Below are 15,130 nucleotides of genomic sequence, written 5' to 3' on the forward strand. Positions count from 1 at the left end.
AGTGAATCGACCGGTGGGCGTATATCGTCGGCGATCTCAACGGTGCGATGGCGTCGCGTTCTCGTCGCTCGAGTCGGTGGAACCGGCAGTCGGTGATCGATGCCCGGACAACCGATCCTGGACCGGAATGGTGTGCCTCTGTCTATCGCGACCGGTCGGCTGTCGGCGATTCCGCCCGCTCATCTGCCCGGTGCCTCATGCCTACGCGGGAGCTGCTGGAGCTTCTTGTCCAGGGCCGGGTGCGCTGTCCGGTCACCGAATAGCCGGACCGGTCCAGAATGCGCTGTGCGGTCGGGCGCTCGTCGGCGCCGGTGACGACGTGTTCGATCAGCGCACGCAGGCGCATGATCCCCCGAGGTGCGATGACTACCGACACGCGAGAATCCGCTCCGGCCGTCATTGTCCATGACGGCCGGCCGCTCCTACAGTCGCGAGCGGATCACCGGAAGGAATGTGTCGCTCAGTCCGGAGGCGTCCCGGTACGGCCGGGCATGATCGCCGAAAGTTGGGCGTCTGCATCTATACCGGATTTGTCGACGCGGGCGAGCCACAGACATCGCCCGTGGCTGCGATCCGAGGGACGGTTCCCGCGAGGCGTAGAACTGGTCGCTGCGCCGACTCGGCCGAAATGAAGTGGTAACCAATTCCGGGCACAACGGTAGATGGGTCGAAAGTTGCCGAGATCGACACGTGGATCGTTTCACGTGAAACCGAGTCTGTGCCGCGGTCCAGCGGGCAGTCCGGGGCTTCGCCGATCGGTGGTCCCTGCTTCCGAAGTGGCTCTCGGATGCCTACTCGGCGATCCCCTGGGTGCCTGCCCAGCGGTTCCCGGATGCGTTGCCGAAACCTCACCCAGGACCTTGGGTCGTCGGGTAGCCGAGCAAAGGGGGCGGAGGGGCGAGCTCATGGGCTTCCGGTTCGCCGATGCGATCGTCGACCAGCATCCAGGCGCCGGTGGGCTTGTACGAGCCCCTGGCCAACGCGGCCGCCGCTGGACTGTGACTGCCGGCGGCGGCGTGAGCCACAAGGGGAACGACAGGCTGAACGGCAGCCGGGCGGATCGGCCCGCCGGATGCGGAGTGTGGCAGTTCATGAGCAGAGGCGAGGCACGAGCGGGTCGGCGTGATCAGTGGCCGGCGCTACTCGATCAGTAGTCGGCAGATACTTCGGAAGGCTGTGCATGTTCGGTCCGAGTCGGCCCGAGGCGGACTCCCGGAAGGGTGGGTATCGCCGTGCGTTGCCGGTCTCAGGTCTCGTCGGGACGACCCCTACTCGGAGTTGTCTCTCCTATCCGAGTCGTTCCATGGGAACCGGTCGACGTGGCACCCTCCTCCGGGTTGGTGGGTTGGTGGGTTGGTGGGTTGGTGGGTTGGTGGGTTGGTGGGTTGGTGGGTTGGTGGGTTGGTGGGTTGGTGGGTTGGTGGGCGCGGTTTGTGTCGGCATGCGAGTCCGGTCCTGGGCGGCGCACGTTGTGCGATTCGGCTGATGGACATCGGCGCATTTCCGGCGGCCCCTCAGGTGGCATGACGAAATTCGTCGAGCGGAACGACTGCGGGTACCAACCACCAGAGTTCTGCGTTCGGGGCTCGGCCCGGTCGCCGGAAACGATGCCGCGTCGGTGTGGTGGGGTCGTGTCGACAATCGACAGGCATTCCGGTGCGGAGCGAGCCGGAAGTAATGCCGCCCTGCGCGCACTTGTCCAGCGGGCTTCGGGCTCATCGGTATGGAAGAGACCCCGGCCGGCTGACCTCAGTGGTGAGCTTCCCCTGTCGGGGGCGAGGGCAGTGAGCGCTTACAGCATCGAGCACCGGCTGCGGTGGTATGCGGAGCACCCGCCGCTGTAGCCGGAATCTCGGGCGAGGCGACTCGGTACTCATTTCCGCGGGCTCGTCGACCTGTTGCTCGTCGGTCCTGCGCTTCTGAGGCCGTGTTCGCCGGTGGGGTCTACCCACCTCGTAGAACGTCACTGTGACAACAGGGTTGCGGCCCGATGTGCGTTGGTGGTGCGGCGATCGACGCACTGACCGTCGGGAGTGGTTGTTCGCCGGTGTCTGTGCGCATGAGGCAGAGCAGTGCATGCGCGGGGACCGCCTGGGATCGCTGCTCCGGAAGCGGAGACGTTCGAAGGATTCGTGGCGGTCGTCGCGACTCGGTCGTGCGTCGCCGAACCAGGGCGGACCGATGCCGGAGACGGTCTCCGCGTTGGGCGATCGACGCGGCTACCTGTTGTTGTTTCCGGAGCGGCGCCGCGATGTTTCACGGGAAACATCGTCGTCCGGACCGGCCGGACACGTCGATATCGGGCGGGATGCAGAAAACTTGTGTGTGTCATGGGCGCGTCGCCGCGATTCAGCTTTCTAATCGCGCCTGTGGCTGGCAAGCTATTGAGCGTCGGGCGTGAGCGTCGGTGCCACGTAAGGAATCTTGGTGTTGCGGCGGCAGGGCTCCGCTCGGTCGACTGGCGGCTGAGCGTCAGCGTCGGAGGAGGTAGCTTCGCGTGACCACGCACTATGCGAAGCCGTCCGGTCCGTATGCAGATGCCGAGGTCGCCGTGGAGCGTGATTCGATCCAGTACGGCTTGTTTCGACGACACGGCGCCGGCATCCGTCAGGCCACGTGATTTTGCAGTTCTCGCGTTAGGAGCGGTCTATGTCGAGCGGTTCAGCGAATGTTTCACGGGAAACATCACGCGTACCGGGAATGCTGGACGGCAGCAATATCGGCCCGGAAGCCTTCGGGAGTACCCCATACGGGCATATCTCCCCTACCGAGACGCCGATCGCTGCCGAGGCGCACCGCGCGAGCCAGCTAATGCACCCAGGAAAGGTGACAGTGCCGAAACCGCATGAGCAACGCATCATCACCGTGGCCAATCAGAAGGGCGGGGTGGGTAAGACCACGACGACGGTGAACCTGGCCGCGGCGCTGGCGCATCAAGGGATGAAGGTCCTCGTGATCGATTTGGATCCACAGGGCAATGCGAGTACCGCCCTCGGGGTCGAACATCATTCCGGAGTGCCGTCCACCTACGAATTGTTGATCGGTGAGATCAAGGTTCAGGACGCGATCCAGCAGAGTCCGCACAGCGATAACCTGCTCTGCATTCCGGCGACGATCGATCTGGCCGGCGCGGAGATCGAACTGGTGTCCATGGTGGCCCGCGAGGCCCGGCTCAAGGGGGCTATCCAAGAGGCCAATATCGCCGGCTACGACATCGACTACGTCATGATCGACTGCCCGCCCTCGCTCGGACTGCTCACCATCAATGCGATGGTCGCCGCGCGGGAAGTGCTGATCCCGATCCAGTGCGAGTACTACGCGCTCGAAGGTGTGGGACAGCTGATCCGGAATATCGGCCTGGTGCAATCCCACCTCAACCCGGAACTTCATGTGTCGACTGTGGTGCTCACCATGTACGACGGTCGCACCAAGCTGGCGGATCAGGTTGCCGAAGAGGTCCGTAGTCACTTCGGCGATGTCGTACTGCGTTCGGTGATCCCGCGCAGCGTCAAGGTCTCCGAGGCACCCGGGTACGGGATGACGGTTCTCGATTACGATCCGGGTTCCCGCGGCGCCTTGAGCTATCTGGACGCCGGCCGGGAGCTCGCCGCGCGCGGTGCGGTGAAAGTCGCCGCGGTGACAGACGGCGCGGAGTGAATGACGCGGAGTGTATGGATCGGGTGTGTGATCGGTCGTGGTTGTGGACGCGGGCAAGGGAAAGGATAGGCCGGTGAGTCAGTCGAAAAAGGGTGGACTGGGACGCGGGCTTGCGGCGCTGATCCCGACGGGACCGGCTCCGGTCGCGGCGGGGCTCGGCGCCGAGGCGGCCGATGCAGTGATAGGTCTGGATCCCGGGCCCCGACCCGCATCCGCCTACCTGCACCATGTGCCGGCACCGGTGGAGATGCCGGATCTGGCACCGGCGGGTGACGCTGTCTATCGAGAGATCGCTCCCGACAAGATCGAGCCGAATCCGAAGCAGCCACGCCAGTACTTCGATGACGAGGCGCTGGCCGAGCTCATCCATTCGGTTCGTGAGTTCGGGCTGATGCAACCGATTGTGGTCCGCGAGCTGGAGTCCGGTGGCGGCCGCTATCAGCTGATCATGGGTGAGCGCCGGTGGCGGGCCTGTCAGAAGGCCGGACTGGAAACGATCCCGGCCATCGTCCGCGAAACAGGCGACGATGCCATGCTCCGGGATGCCCTGCTGGAGAATATTCATCGCGTTCAGCTGAACCCCCTCGAAGAAGCGGCGGCTTATCAGCAGCTGCTGGAGGAGTTCGGGGTCACCCAGGAGGAGCTCGCGACTCGACTCGGTCGATCCCGGCCGGTCGTGACCAATATGATCCGGCTGCTGAAGCTGCCGATTCCGGTGCAGCGCCGGGTCGCGGCCGGGGTGCTGTCGGCCGGGCACGCGCGCGCACTGCTCGGTTTGGAAGGCGGCGCGGACGCACAGGAAGTGCTGGCGGCGCGGATCGTCGCCGAAGGGCTATCGGTGCGCTCAACCGAAGAAGCCGTGAAGCTGGCGAACCGGGAAACCGAACCACCCAAACCTCCCGCACCGAAGCGGCCGCCCATCCACTCCCCTGGTCTACAGGATGTCGCCGATCGTTTGTCCACCTCTTTCGATACTCGAGTTTCGGTGAGTCTCGGCAAACGGAAGGGCAAGATTGTGGTCGAGTTCGGATCGGTGGACGATCTGGAACGGATCGTCGAGTTGATGATGCAATCCGCACTCGAGAATTGACAATTTGCCGCGTCGATCGCGCTCACTCTCCCTCGGAGATGAAACGTCACTGTGACAACGATCGGGATCGAGGCAACGAACGCGATGGCGGCAGAAATCGAAGATCACGGTGACGCGAAATGAGGCGGGTTCGCTTGATCGCATATTCTGGCTGTCGAGAAAACTATGATGCGGCGTGAGCGTAGAAGAATCGGATAGCTGGAGGCTGAGCAGAGCGGTGTCGACCAGCGTCACAGGACTAACCCTGGAGAGCATCAGCCGGTTGCCGGCACATGCTCGCCGCTGCGTGTTCTGGGAAATGGACCCGGCGGTGGCCGCGGACTCCTGTGGATTCAGCGATCCGGTGTTCGAGAAGGAAGCCTGGATCTCGACGGTCATGCTCGAATGGGGTTCGTGCGGCCAACTCGCGACGGTCGACGACAAAACCGTCGGATGCGCTCTGTACGCCCCGCCGCGTGTCGTGCCCCGCGCCGGGCTCTTCCCCACCTCCCCGGTGAGCCCCGACGCGGTATTGCTCACCACGCTGGGCACAGAGTATCCGGATCTCGACGGCGATATCGCTTACCGACTGGTGCAGGGCGTGGTCACAGATCTGGTTCGGCGCGGTGTCCGCGCGCTGGAGGCATTCGGTATCCGGGGTACTCCGCCGAGCACAGCCCTCTCCGATCGGCCCACCGGGACCATGCGCCTCATGGAACGGATCGGAGCGCCCGACCGTGGTGCGCGGCGATCGAGCCTGGAGTGCTACCCGGAGAATTGCATGATCGAATCCGACTTCTTGGAGGAGGTCGGATTCGAAGTGGTGGCACAACACCATCGCTTCCCGCGGCTGCGGCTGGAACTCGATTCCGACCACGGCTGGAAGGAAGATGTCGAGCACGCCCTCGACCAGTTGCTCGCCGCCGCATCCATGACGGTGCCGACCCGGGTGCTCACCCTGTAGCGGCCGCGCGGCCGGGGAACCGTTATCCGCTGTCGGCGGCGGCGAGTTCCTCGGCCAGTAGCTCGGCGAAAGTGTATGTGCCGGTGGGCTGATCGTCCTGTCCGAGCAGGTAGAGGCGTTTCACCGAGATCAGGATGGCTTCCGCGATGACATCGCGCATCCGCGCACTGGCCAGCACCGTCGCGTCGTACTGGTTCGTCACGTAGCCGAGATCGACCTGAACTGTCGGCATCTTGGTGAGCCGGAGCAGGTCCCAGGTGCGTGGATGGGTGCGGCAGTCCTGCAGCGAGGTCCGGGCCACCACCTCCCGCTGAATGAATCCCGCCAGTACCTGTCCGATCATGGAGACCGAACCGTGCGAATTACCGAAATAGAACCCCGCGACACCGTTGGCCATCGGGCTGGAGTTCGAGGCGCAGCGCAGCGAGATCATCAGATCGGCGTCGAAAGCGTTGGAGGTTTCCGCGCGTTCCACATCGGTCGGATTGCTGCCCCACGGCCGCGACAGGAACGTCTCCATCCCGGTAGCGGCCATCCGGCCTTCCAGCCGGCTGGCCAGATCCCACAGAACTTCCGATTCGTACACCTCGCCGAACTCGGTGGGTACGGCGCGGCCTCTATCGTCGCCACCCAGACCCGGGTCGATGACGATGCGCTTACCGGTGAGCTGCGGACCCGCCCGGTGCACGACTTCCTCTTCGGCGATCCGGTGCGGATTACCGCCGGTGACCCTGGCACCGAGCAGCTCCAGCGAGCGCAGGGTATCCGGACCACAGATGCCGTCGGCCGACAGGCCGATCTCGCGCTGGAAGGAGGTGAGACCTTCGTGGGTGTGGGGCCCGAAGAAACCGTCCACCCGGTGCACGTAGAAACCCAGGTCCTGGAGCCGGCGTTGCAGTGTCGCGACATCGTCGCCGTAGAGCGGTGCGGAGAGTTGATAGATGAGGGTCCGGGCGCCCAGTCGATATGACGCCTCTTTCAGAGCCCGGTAGGTAGCCGGACCGACAACACCGTCGACCAGCAACCCGCGGTGCTGCTGGAACGCACGCACCGCGGAGTCGAGCTGGTAATCGAAGGTGGCTTCGGTGTCTTTCCAATATTCGCCCGCGCCATCGGTGTCCACGCCGTTGTGCGCGTGCAGGAACCCCAGACTTGCCAGGGTGCTCCGAACCTCTGCTACGGCTGGACCGGTGTCGCCGTGACGAAGTCGGTGCATGCGTGAGGGCCCTTCCTTCCGTCAATCCCGGGTACCCACTCATGCGACGGCGTACACCCTCGCACGACGGAGCGTGGTCGATTCTGTCAGACCCGGACCGGAATTCGACAATCTTGGTCAGGGCATACTACGGCGCGTCGCCGCGTCACGGCTGCCTGTTGGCGTATTCGAGACGCCTAGATAACGTCTTCGAGTTCCCGCAGGAGAGCGGCCTTGCCCTTGGCTCCGACGATCTGTTTCACCGGCTTGCCACCGGCAAACAGGATCATAGTCGGGATGCTCATCACCTGATAATCGCGGGCAGTTTCGGGGTTGGCATCGATATCCAGCTTCGCCACCGTGAGCTTCTCGCCGTGCGAACCCGCGATCTCCTCCAACACCGGGGCGACCATCTTGCACGGTCCGCACCAGGTGGCCCAGAAATCGACCAGCACCGGCTTCTCGCTCAGCAACACGTCGTCGGCGAACGACTTGTCGGTGACGGTAACCGTATTGGTGCTCTCGGACATGGGTGTTCTCCTTGATCTCCGGGCGTGACTCGCCCGCGGGGTCAGTTCGCTACGGCGACATCGATCGGCTGGTCGGCGTGCGGCAGCGTATTGCTGGTGATATCGCCCTTCTCGGCGAGCCAGCGTTCGGCGTCGATGGCGGCGCGACAGCCCGTACCGGCGGCGGTGATCGCCTGCATGTAGGTGTGGTCCACCAGGTCACCGGCGGCGAAAACACCCTCGACGGTGGTCTGGGTACCCGGATCGCGGACCTGCACGTAGCCTTCGGCATCCAGATCGATCTGGCCACGGACGAGTTCGCTGCGCGGATCGTGGCCGATGGCGACGAAAAGGCCGGTGGCTGCGAGCTCGGAGGCCTCGCCGGTCCGAGTATCACGCAGTGTCAGCGAAGTGACGCTGGTCTCGCCGTGCACCCGAACGACTTCGGCGTTGAGGTGGAAACGGATCTTCTCGTTGGATTTGGCGCGTTCGAGCATGATCCGCGAGGCGCGGAATTCCTCGCGCCGGTGCACGATGGTGACGCTGGCGGCGAATTTGGTGAGGAAGATCGCTTCTTCCATCGCCGAATCGCCGCCGCCCACGACCACGATGTCCTGGCCCTTGAAGAAGAAGCCGTCGCAGGTGGCGCACGCGCTCACGCCGCGGCCGAGCAGATCCTGCTCGCCGGGAACGTCGAGGTAGCGTGCGGCCGAACCCATGGCCAGGATCACCGCGTGGGCTTCGTAGGTATCGTCGCCCACGGTGATCTTCTTCACCGGACCACTCAGATCGATGGCGTCGACATCTTCGGTACGGATATCGGCCCCGAAGCGTTTTGCCTGCTCACGCATCTGTTCCATGAGGTCGGGGCCCATGATGCCGTCGCGGAAACCGGGGTAGTTCTCCACCTCGGTGGTGGTCATCAACGCGCCACCGAACTGGGTGCCCTCGAACACCAGCGGCTGGAGCTCGGCGCGGGCGGCGTACACAGCGGCGGTGTAGCCGGCCGGTCCGGAGCCGACGATGATCAGGTCGCGAACTGGCGTGCTCATGAGACCCTTCCAGAAAGGCTAGCGGGGACGATTCGGTCAACAACAGCGTAGACGCGCTTTGTTCCCACTCCCCCGGCCCCGGCGGGTGGGCGAAGCGCGTCCAGGGCTCGTATACGGGGCGGAGCGCGGGCACAGCTAGCCGATATCGGTGGTGGCGAGGACCTCGGGATTGCCGGGTCCGCATCCGGAGCCGACCACCAGCGCGGTGACCTGGGCTCCGTTGCGCCCTCCGACCAGGATCAGCACCGCCTCGCGGCCGCGGAAGTCCATATCCGCGGACCCCAGCACCGGGCGATCTATCCCCGCGGCCTGTACGCACGCCGTGAGAGCGGCAGGGTCGGCGAGGCGGCCGCGCACATCGTTGCGACCGAGTGCGCGCAGCGCGACCGCGCTGTCGAGCGCGGGGTCGGGCTCGAGGCCGACGGAGGGCGGTGGAGCGGCTTCGGGTGTGGTTTCGCGATCGGTGTCACCCACCGCGAAGAAGGCGGCGCCGGCGGCGACCACGACGACGGCCGCGGCAGCCAGTGCCGCCGCTGTCCGGCTCCTCCGGCGGTGCGCGTCCAGCGAAATCGGGGCCGCGACGGCATCGGAATACCCGGAAGGCGTTGCCGGACCTGAACTCTCGAGATCGGGGACCGGCGGTGGGAACGGTGGGCGGCTCGCCGGCGGGACAACCGGAGGCTCGGTGAACTCGATGCGCGCCGTATCCCCTCCCGAATCGTTCGCCGGGTCGCCCAGCGATTCGGCCAGTGCGTTCAAGCGAGCGGCGATATCGACCGGGATGGGGCGGGTGATCCGTTCCGAACCACCCAGGGCGGCCAGAGACCCGCGGATCTCGTCGAGCGAATCCAGATAGCGCTTGGCCTCCGGGTCGCGCTCCACCACGGGCCACAGCTGGGCGCCGAGCTCCGGATCGATATTTCCGGCGTGTAGATCGGCCAGCAACTCCGGGGTGAAAGGAGGTTGCGGAATAGGGCTCATGACCTGCACACCTCCAATGCTGCTGCGTCCATCTGACTCGGGTACCGATTTCCTGCGGCCGGTGATCGTGTACTCCCTCGGGTAGATACCGTTCGGGAGGAAAAATGTGTCACTGATACTGACGCGGCGGGGCTACATCTGGTTCCTCTCGACGTGCAGAGAATCCAGTTCGATCTTCAGGCGCTGCCGGGCCCGGGCACATCTGCTCTTCACCGTGCCCACCGGGACGCCGAGCAGTTCCGCGGCATCCGCGACGCTGTATCCTTCCACGTCCACCGCGACGACCGCCGCACGCTGGTCCGGGGGAAGCCGAAAAAGTGCGCGTTCGAGCACGAGCGAGATATCGACCCGGCTGAAATCATCCGAGTCGTCCGATATTTCGGGCCATACCTCCGGCGGCAGATACGTCGCCGGCCGCGCACGGTTGCGGCGTATCCGGTCCAGGCAGGCATTGACCACGATCCGGTGCAGCCAGGTGCGGACCCCGGACTCCGCACGGAAGGAACCGGCGTTGCGGTGCGCGGACAGCAGCGCCTCCTGCAGGGCGTCGGCCGCATCCTCCGGGGTGTAGCAGACCCGCGCGGCGGTCTGCCACAGATGTTCGTTGTGCCTGCGGATCAGTTCGGCGAAAGCATGCGGAGCGCCGTTCGCGTGCGCCCGCAGCAGATCTATATCGGTTGTCGTATCCAGCCGGGATTCCCCTGTTCCCACCGCACCGGTCCCTGCACGACCCCCCACGTTCAGTTCGGACGACAATAGCCAACCCCTTGGACAGCGCTCACGACAGCAACGACGGTCGGCGATCCGGCACCGACAGCCACTGCGAGTGGGCAGCGTGCGGAATCGTACCCCTGATCCCGCCGGGCTCCCTGCTGAGAGCGCGGATCGAGATCATAACGCGGCAACCGATTCTGCGGCAACCGATTCGGCGTCCGCGAGCGGCGGACGTGAGCGGTCCGGGACGCGGTGATCAGGGCTTGGCTTCGAACCCCAGCTCGGCGATGGAGCTCTGGAACTGCGCCCCCGAATTGCCCAATCCGGTGACCCAGATCAGGACGTAACGGGCCGCCTGGTCGGTCTGGATCGGAACCTCGGTCACCCCGTCGCCGAGGACCGCCGTGCCGACGAGCTGGGTCTGGTCCAGCGTGGCGGTCTCGGTGGGCGAGGTGCGGATCTCGACACTGGTTCCGGGGGTGGAGGAGGTGATCGAGACCTTGGTCAGGGTCGCGGGGCTGGGCAGTGTCGCCAGCAGGCCGACTCCCTTCTTGAGCGCCGGGAACTGCTGGAAATACTGATCGGTGTGCCAGGCGGTCGCCGGGTCGCCGTCGGTCGTGGTGGCGGCGCCGGAAGGATCGTCGGGGGTGCCCTCCGGAGAGAAGACGACCACTCCGCTGGCCGGTACCGGTACGCCGTCGGCCGCCGCGGGAGTCGGTGCGGCCCCCGCCGGTGTTTCCGAAGCGTCCGGCGCCCGGCTCGTGGTGAGGCCGATGACCTTCTGCTCGTTCAGCGGCTCACTGGAATCACCCGGGGCGAAAACACTGACCAGCCACCAGATCACGATGCCGACGACCAGCGCGGTGAGGATGCCCAAGGCCACCATGATCCACATCATCCGCTGTGATTTCTCGCGCTCGGCGGCGAGCAGCTCCGGATCTGCCAGTGATTCGTCGGCCGGTGCCGGGGCGCGCTGGCCGAGGCGCAGCACCGGGATGAAATCGGTCTTCTGATCCACCACCGAGGCCTGTTCCAGCACGTGCTGGATGGTGGCCGCGGTCCGAACGCCCTTGTTCGGTTCCAGCGAGCGCACGGCGACCGCGGAGATCTCGAACGGGACCTCCGGACGGATCTGACGTGGCTCCACCGGAGTTCCGTCCGGACCGAAATCGGCCAGGTGCAGCCCGCCGACCGTGGCGGCGTTCCCGCTCATCCCACCCTGGCGCAGCGGCCAGCGGGCGGTCATGAGGGCGTACAGCATGGCGCCCAGACCGCGCACGTCGCTCTGCGGGTCGGCATCTCCGAGAGTGCCCGGGAAGGCGAGTACCGCGTCACCGGACGCGCTGATCCGGATCCGGTCCGGATGGTCGATGGACAGGGCTCCGCCGCTGCGGTGGGCCATCTCGGTGGCCGAGGCGAGGACGCGGATGGCCCGGGCCGCACCGATCGGTGACGGAACGGTTTCGGCCATCTCGCGCAGTGACCGGCCGGGCGTCCATTCGGCGACCACGATGCCGCCGGAACTACCGCGCACCACATCCAGTACCCGGGCCAGACCCGGCGAATTGATCCGGCCCAGCCGCAGGGTCCGGGACAGGATCGCCTGCGGGCCGTCCTGGCCGGAATTACCGGAGGCCTTCTGATCGGCATCGACGAAGGTCAGCGCGACCTCACGGTCGAGTTTGATATCGAGTGCCTGCCAGAACCGCAGCCCGCGCGCGCCGCCGTGGCCGGCCAGCAGCCGGTAGCGACCACCGGCCACCGAGGCGCCGGGGATCAGTTTGGGACCGCGCTGGACCCGGCTGGACTGGGTTATCGGCGGCACCGGGATCATGCCGGTGTCGTATACCGGATCGGTGGCCGACACCGTCGAACCGGCCTGGTGCAGCTGTTCTTCCGCGAAGTTCTCGCCGGGATCCTCCGGTTCGTATCCCTCGTCCGATCCGTCCGCGAAACCGTCGGCTTCGTCGTCGCCGGGGTATGCCCCCGACTCCGCCCAGTGCTCCTCCGGGTTCGCGGAATCGTGCGTGGACGGTCCTCCGCCCACGCGCTGGGTGTGCGGGTCGCCCGGTTCCGTCTGCTCCGGGGGAACATCGGTGGACAGGCGACCGCTCGCCGGATTCGAGGAAGAATCGGCGGCTGGGCGCTCGCCCACCGCGTCGTCGCTCACCCTCGGACCTCCTTCGCCCTGGTATGCCGCAACTTCAGCGGTCCTGCCTCTTGTGCTCGTCTGCCGAACAGGGTACGGGAACTGGCCCGAGCCGGTGCGCTCAACCGAGTCCGGCCGGATAATGGGCAGCACCATGGTGCTCTGCGCGTCCATGGCCGAGTCGAAGCCGGAGTACGCCAGATACGGATCGCGGCGCTGCAGGATGCGAGTGGCGTACTCGTCCTCGGCGGGACCGAGATCGATCTCCGGGGCCGGCGGGGTGATGCCGAGACGCCGCGAGACGGCGACGGTGATGGCGACCACCTCGGGGATACCCGCCAGCCGCATCAGCCCGAACGCCACCGCGAACATGACGATCCCGGTGATGGCGACCCGGATGAAGGAACCGGGACCGCCGAGCGATTCGGTCAGCCGGTCCAAACCCATGACCCGGTCCGCGATCAGCATGACCGCGCCGCCGGCCAGCGAAGCCAGCAACACCCGGCTGACCGTCCGCCCGACATTGGCCATCCGCAGATCGCCGAGGCTGCGGTGCAGCAGATAACCGCCGATCACCGCGCCGGTGGTGAATCCGAGACCGGTCGCCACCCCGAGGACGATCACGACCTGCTGACTGGTGTCGGCGATCAGGGGGGCCAGCGCGGAGAACAGGATCTTGATCGTGGTGATACCCAGGATGATCCAGGTGGGTGTCCATGCCTGCTCGCGGGCATAGAACACGCGCAGATGGATCAGCACCAGCGAATAAGGGATCAGCGTGAACGCCGAGAAGCTGACCGCGGTGCCCAGCCGGGAGGCGTCCTCGGCGAATTTGGCGTAGCCGAAGAGCGCATCGCCGACCTGTGGACCGGCAACGGTCAGGAAGGTGACGATCGGAATCAACGCGATCATCGTCAACCGAGTGGCGGCGGAGAGGTCGTCCACCACCGCCGGGGTGTCGTCGTTGGCCGCGTTACGGCTGAGCCTGGGCATGATCGCGGTGAGCAGGGTGACACCGATGACGCCGTAGGGCAGCTGGAGCAGCAACCAGGCGTTCTGATAGATCGCCGGGCCCGCTTCGTCGGCCTGCGAGGAGATATTGTTCGCGAAGATGCCGCCGATCTGGCTGATCAGCACGTACAGGATGATGGCGCCCGCCATCGTGCCGAACTGTTTGAGCCGGGCGTCCATCCCCCACAACGGGCGCAGATCGATGCCCTGGCGCCGGATCGCCGGCAGCAGACTGGCCGCCTGCACGATGACGCCGAGGGTCACCCCGCATCCCAGGACGAGCAGTTTCGGATCGCTCATACGAACCGGGTCCAGGGTTATCTCGCCGGGTGTGAGCGCGTACAGACCCAGTACCACCAGAACGACCACGTTGTTGAGGACCGGGGCCCAGGCACCCGGTTTGAACGCGCCCCGGGTGTTGAGGACGGCAGTGAACAACGCGGACAAGCCGTAGAAGAGCACGGCCGGCACCAGCAGGAAGGTCAGTGCCGTGGTGAGCGCGGTGTTGACCTTGCCGTTCGACGAGACGAAGACATGGGTGGCCAGGATCGGCGCGGACGCAGTGGCGAGCAGCGCCGCGGTTCCCAGGATCACCGAAGCGGCCGTGACCAGGCGCCGGATGAAGGCGGCGCCGCCGTCCGGATCCTCCTGCTCGGCCCGGACCAGCGTCGGTACGACGATCGCTGTCAGCACAGCGCCGAGTACCAGTTCGGCGATCATGTTCGGGATCAGGCTGGCGGAGGTGAACGAACTGGCGATCGCCGGACCCAGCACGGCCAGCAGGAGCAGTTGTTTACCGAAACCGGTGATGCGGCTGATCAAGGTCGCGATCGCGATGGATCCCGAATCCTTGAGCAGCTTGGCCTGACCCTGGTCCGGTTTCTCCGGCGCCGCGCCGGACGGCGGTTTCTCCGCGACCGCCACCGCGGCCATGGCGCCGGTACCTGTTCCGCCGCCGCGCGCGGGAGCCGCCGCGGCGGCTGCAGCGGGGCGCGCGGGTTCGCGGCCCGGGGGTACCTGCCGGAACGGCTGGGAAGGCGGTGCCTGTCGCTGCGGTGCCTGTTGATGTGGTGCCTGTTGATGCGGGGGCCGGACCGGTGCGCCGGGCCCCGGCCGGACCCGCGGTTGCGAATCCGGCTGCGGCGGGCGGCCCCGGCCGGGCGGGAGCGGCCGGTCCTGCGGACCCGAGCGCACCGGCGGTGGTCCGCCGGGGGGAGGCGGCTGCATCGGTCTCATCCGCTGCGCGGGGAACGGCTCCGAGGACGGCCCCGCAGGGGGGACGCCCCCGTCGGGGCGGGGGCGTTGTGGGGGCCGGCCGTCTTCGGGGCGGCCCTGGGCGGGCGGCCGGACACCGGACGCCGGCGGTCGGCCGGGGGGCATCGGCGGTCGGCCGGGCGCCGGTTGCGGCCGGCCCCCGGGCATCGGCGGTACGGCGCCCAGTGCGCCCGACGGCGGCGCGGATCGCTGCTCCGGCGGGACGGCCGGGCGCCCGCCCGAGGGCGGTGCGGATCGCTGGTCGGGCGCCGGGCGGGCGGGCGACTGCGTCGCGGGACGCTGGTCGGGCGGGACGGCCGGGCGCGCGCCGGACGGCGGTGCGGACCGCTGGTCCGGTGGTACGGCGGGCCGGGGGCCGGGCGGCGGGATCGGCGGCCGGCCCGGCGCGGGATTCCGGGGCAGGCGCGGATCCGGGTTCGGTTGCCGGGTGGGTGTGTAGCGGTCCTCCCCCGGATGCGGTCCGGGGCGCGGGGCCGGCCGCGGACCGGGCGGGGCAGCCCGATCCGGCGCGGCGCCGGGACGTTCGGGCCGACGCATCTGCGGAGGCGGCTCCC

General features: G+C 66.9%; 10 protein-coding genes. 4 read left to right on the plus strand and 6 right to left on the minus strand.

Translation table 11 applies throughout. From position 1 onward, the window contains the following. The first annotated feature begins 2,497 nt into the window (after positions 1-2,497). The 4 genes from ACWCPQ_RS12335 (at position 2,498) to ACWCPQ_RS12350 (ending at position 5,690) form a co-directional block, all read left to right on the plus strand. Positions 2,498-2,620, plus strand: coding sequence for a hypothetical protein (locus ACWCPQ_RS12335; RefSeq protein ID WP_449897620.1), 123 nt, complete (start codon positions 2,498-2,500; stop codon positions 2,618-2,620). Between the two features lie 80 nt (positions 2,621-2,700). Then, a complete protein-coding gene (locus ACWCPQ_RS12340; protein WP_449897879.1) occupies positions 2,701-3,657 on the plus strand; it encodes a ParA family protein in 957 nt (318 codons plus the stop codon). Between the two features lie 73 nt (positions 3,658-3,730). Beyond that, positions 3,731-4,747 (plus strand): ParB/RepB/Spo0J family partition protein, encoded by a 1,017-nt coding sequence (locus tag ACWCPQ_RS12345; protein WP_449897622.1) that lies wholly within the window; start codon positions 3,731-3,733, stop codon positions 4,745-4,747. A 217-nt stretch (positions 4,748-4,964) separates the two neighbouring features. Further along, complete coding sequence (locus ACWCPQ_RS12350; RefSeq protein ID WP_449897624.1) at positions 4,965-5,690, plus strand: GNAT family N-acetyltransferase; 726 nt, start codon at positions 4,965-4,967, stop codon at positions 5,688-5,690. Between the two features lie 22 nt (positions 5,691-5,712). On the opposite strand, the gene ACWCPQ_RS12355 is transcribed toward ACWCPQ_RS12350, so the two are convergent. The 6 genes from ACWCPQ_RS12355 to ACWCPQ_RS12380 form a co-directional block, all read right to left on the minus strand. Continuing rightward, entirely contained in the window at positions 5,713-6,906 is a 1,194-nt protein-coding gene (locus tag ACWCPQ_RS12355) for an N-acetylmuramoyl-L-alanine amidase (protein ID WP_449897627.1), read from the minus strand. 176 nt (positions 6,907-7,082) lie between these two features. After that, a complete protein-coding gene (trxA, locus tag ACWCPQ_RS12360; protein WP_449897881.1) occupies positions 7,083-7,460 on the minus strand; it encodes a thioredoxin in 378 nt (125 codons plus the stop codon). Further along, positions 7,457-8,446: a thioredoxin-disulfide reductase gene (gene trxB / locus ACWCPQ_RS12365; RefSeq protein ID WP_449897629.1), complete on the minus strand. Its 990-nt coding sequence runs from the start codon at positions 8,444-8,446 to the stop codon at positions 7,457-7,459. The genes trxA and trxB overlap by 4 nt, the downstream gene beginning before the upstream one ends. A 135-nt stretch (positions 8,447-8,581) precedes the next feature. Continuing rightward, positions 8,582-9,427, minus strand: a complete 846-nt coding sequence (locus tag ACWCPQ_RS12370; RefSeq protein ID WP_449897631.1) for a hypothetical protein — start codon at positions 9,425-9,427, stop codon at positions 8,582-8,584. A 132-nt stretch (positions 9,428-9,559) separates the two neighbouring features. Then, positions 9,560-10,138, minus strand: coding sequence for an RNA polymerase sigma factor SigM (gene sigM, locus ACWCPQ_RS12375; protein WP_449897633.1), 579 nt, complete (start codon positions 10,136-10,138; stop codon positions 9,560-9,562). A 259-nt stretch (positions 10,139-10,397) separates the two neighbouring features. Next, complete coding sequence (locus tag ACWCPQ_RS12380; protein WP_449897635.1) at positions 10,398-14,234, minus strand: murein biosynthesis integral membrane protein MurJ; 3,837 nt, start codon at positions 14,232-14,234, stop codon at positions 10,398-10,400. Between the last annotated feature and the right edge of the window lie 896 nt (positions 14,235-15,130).

The organism is Nocardia sp. NPDC001965 (genome assembly GCF_053594175.1).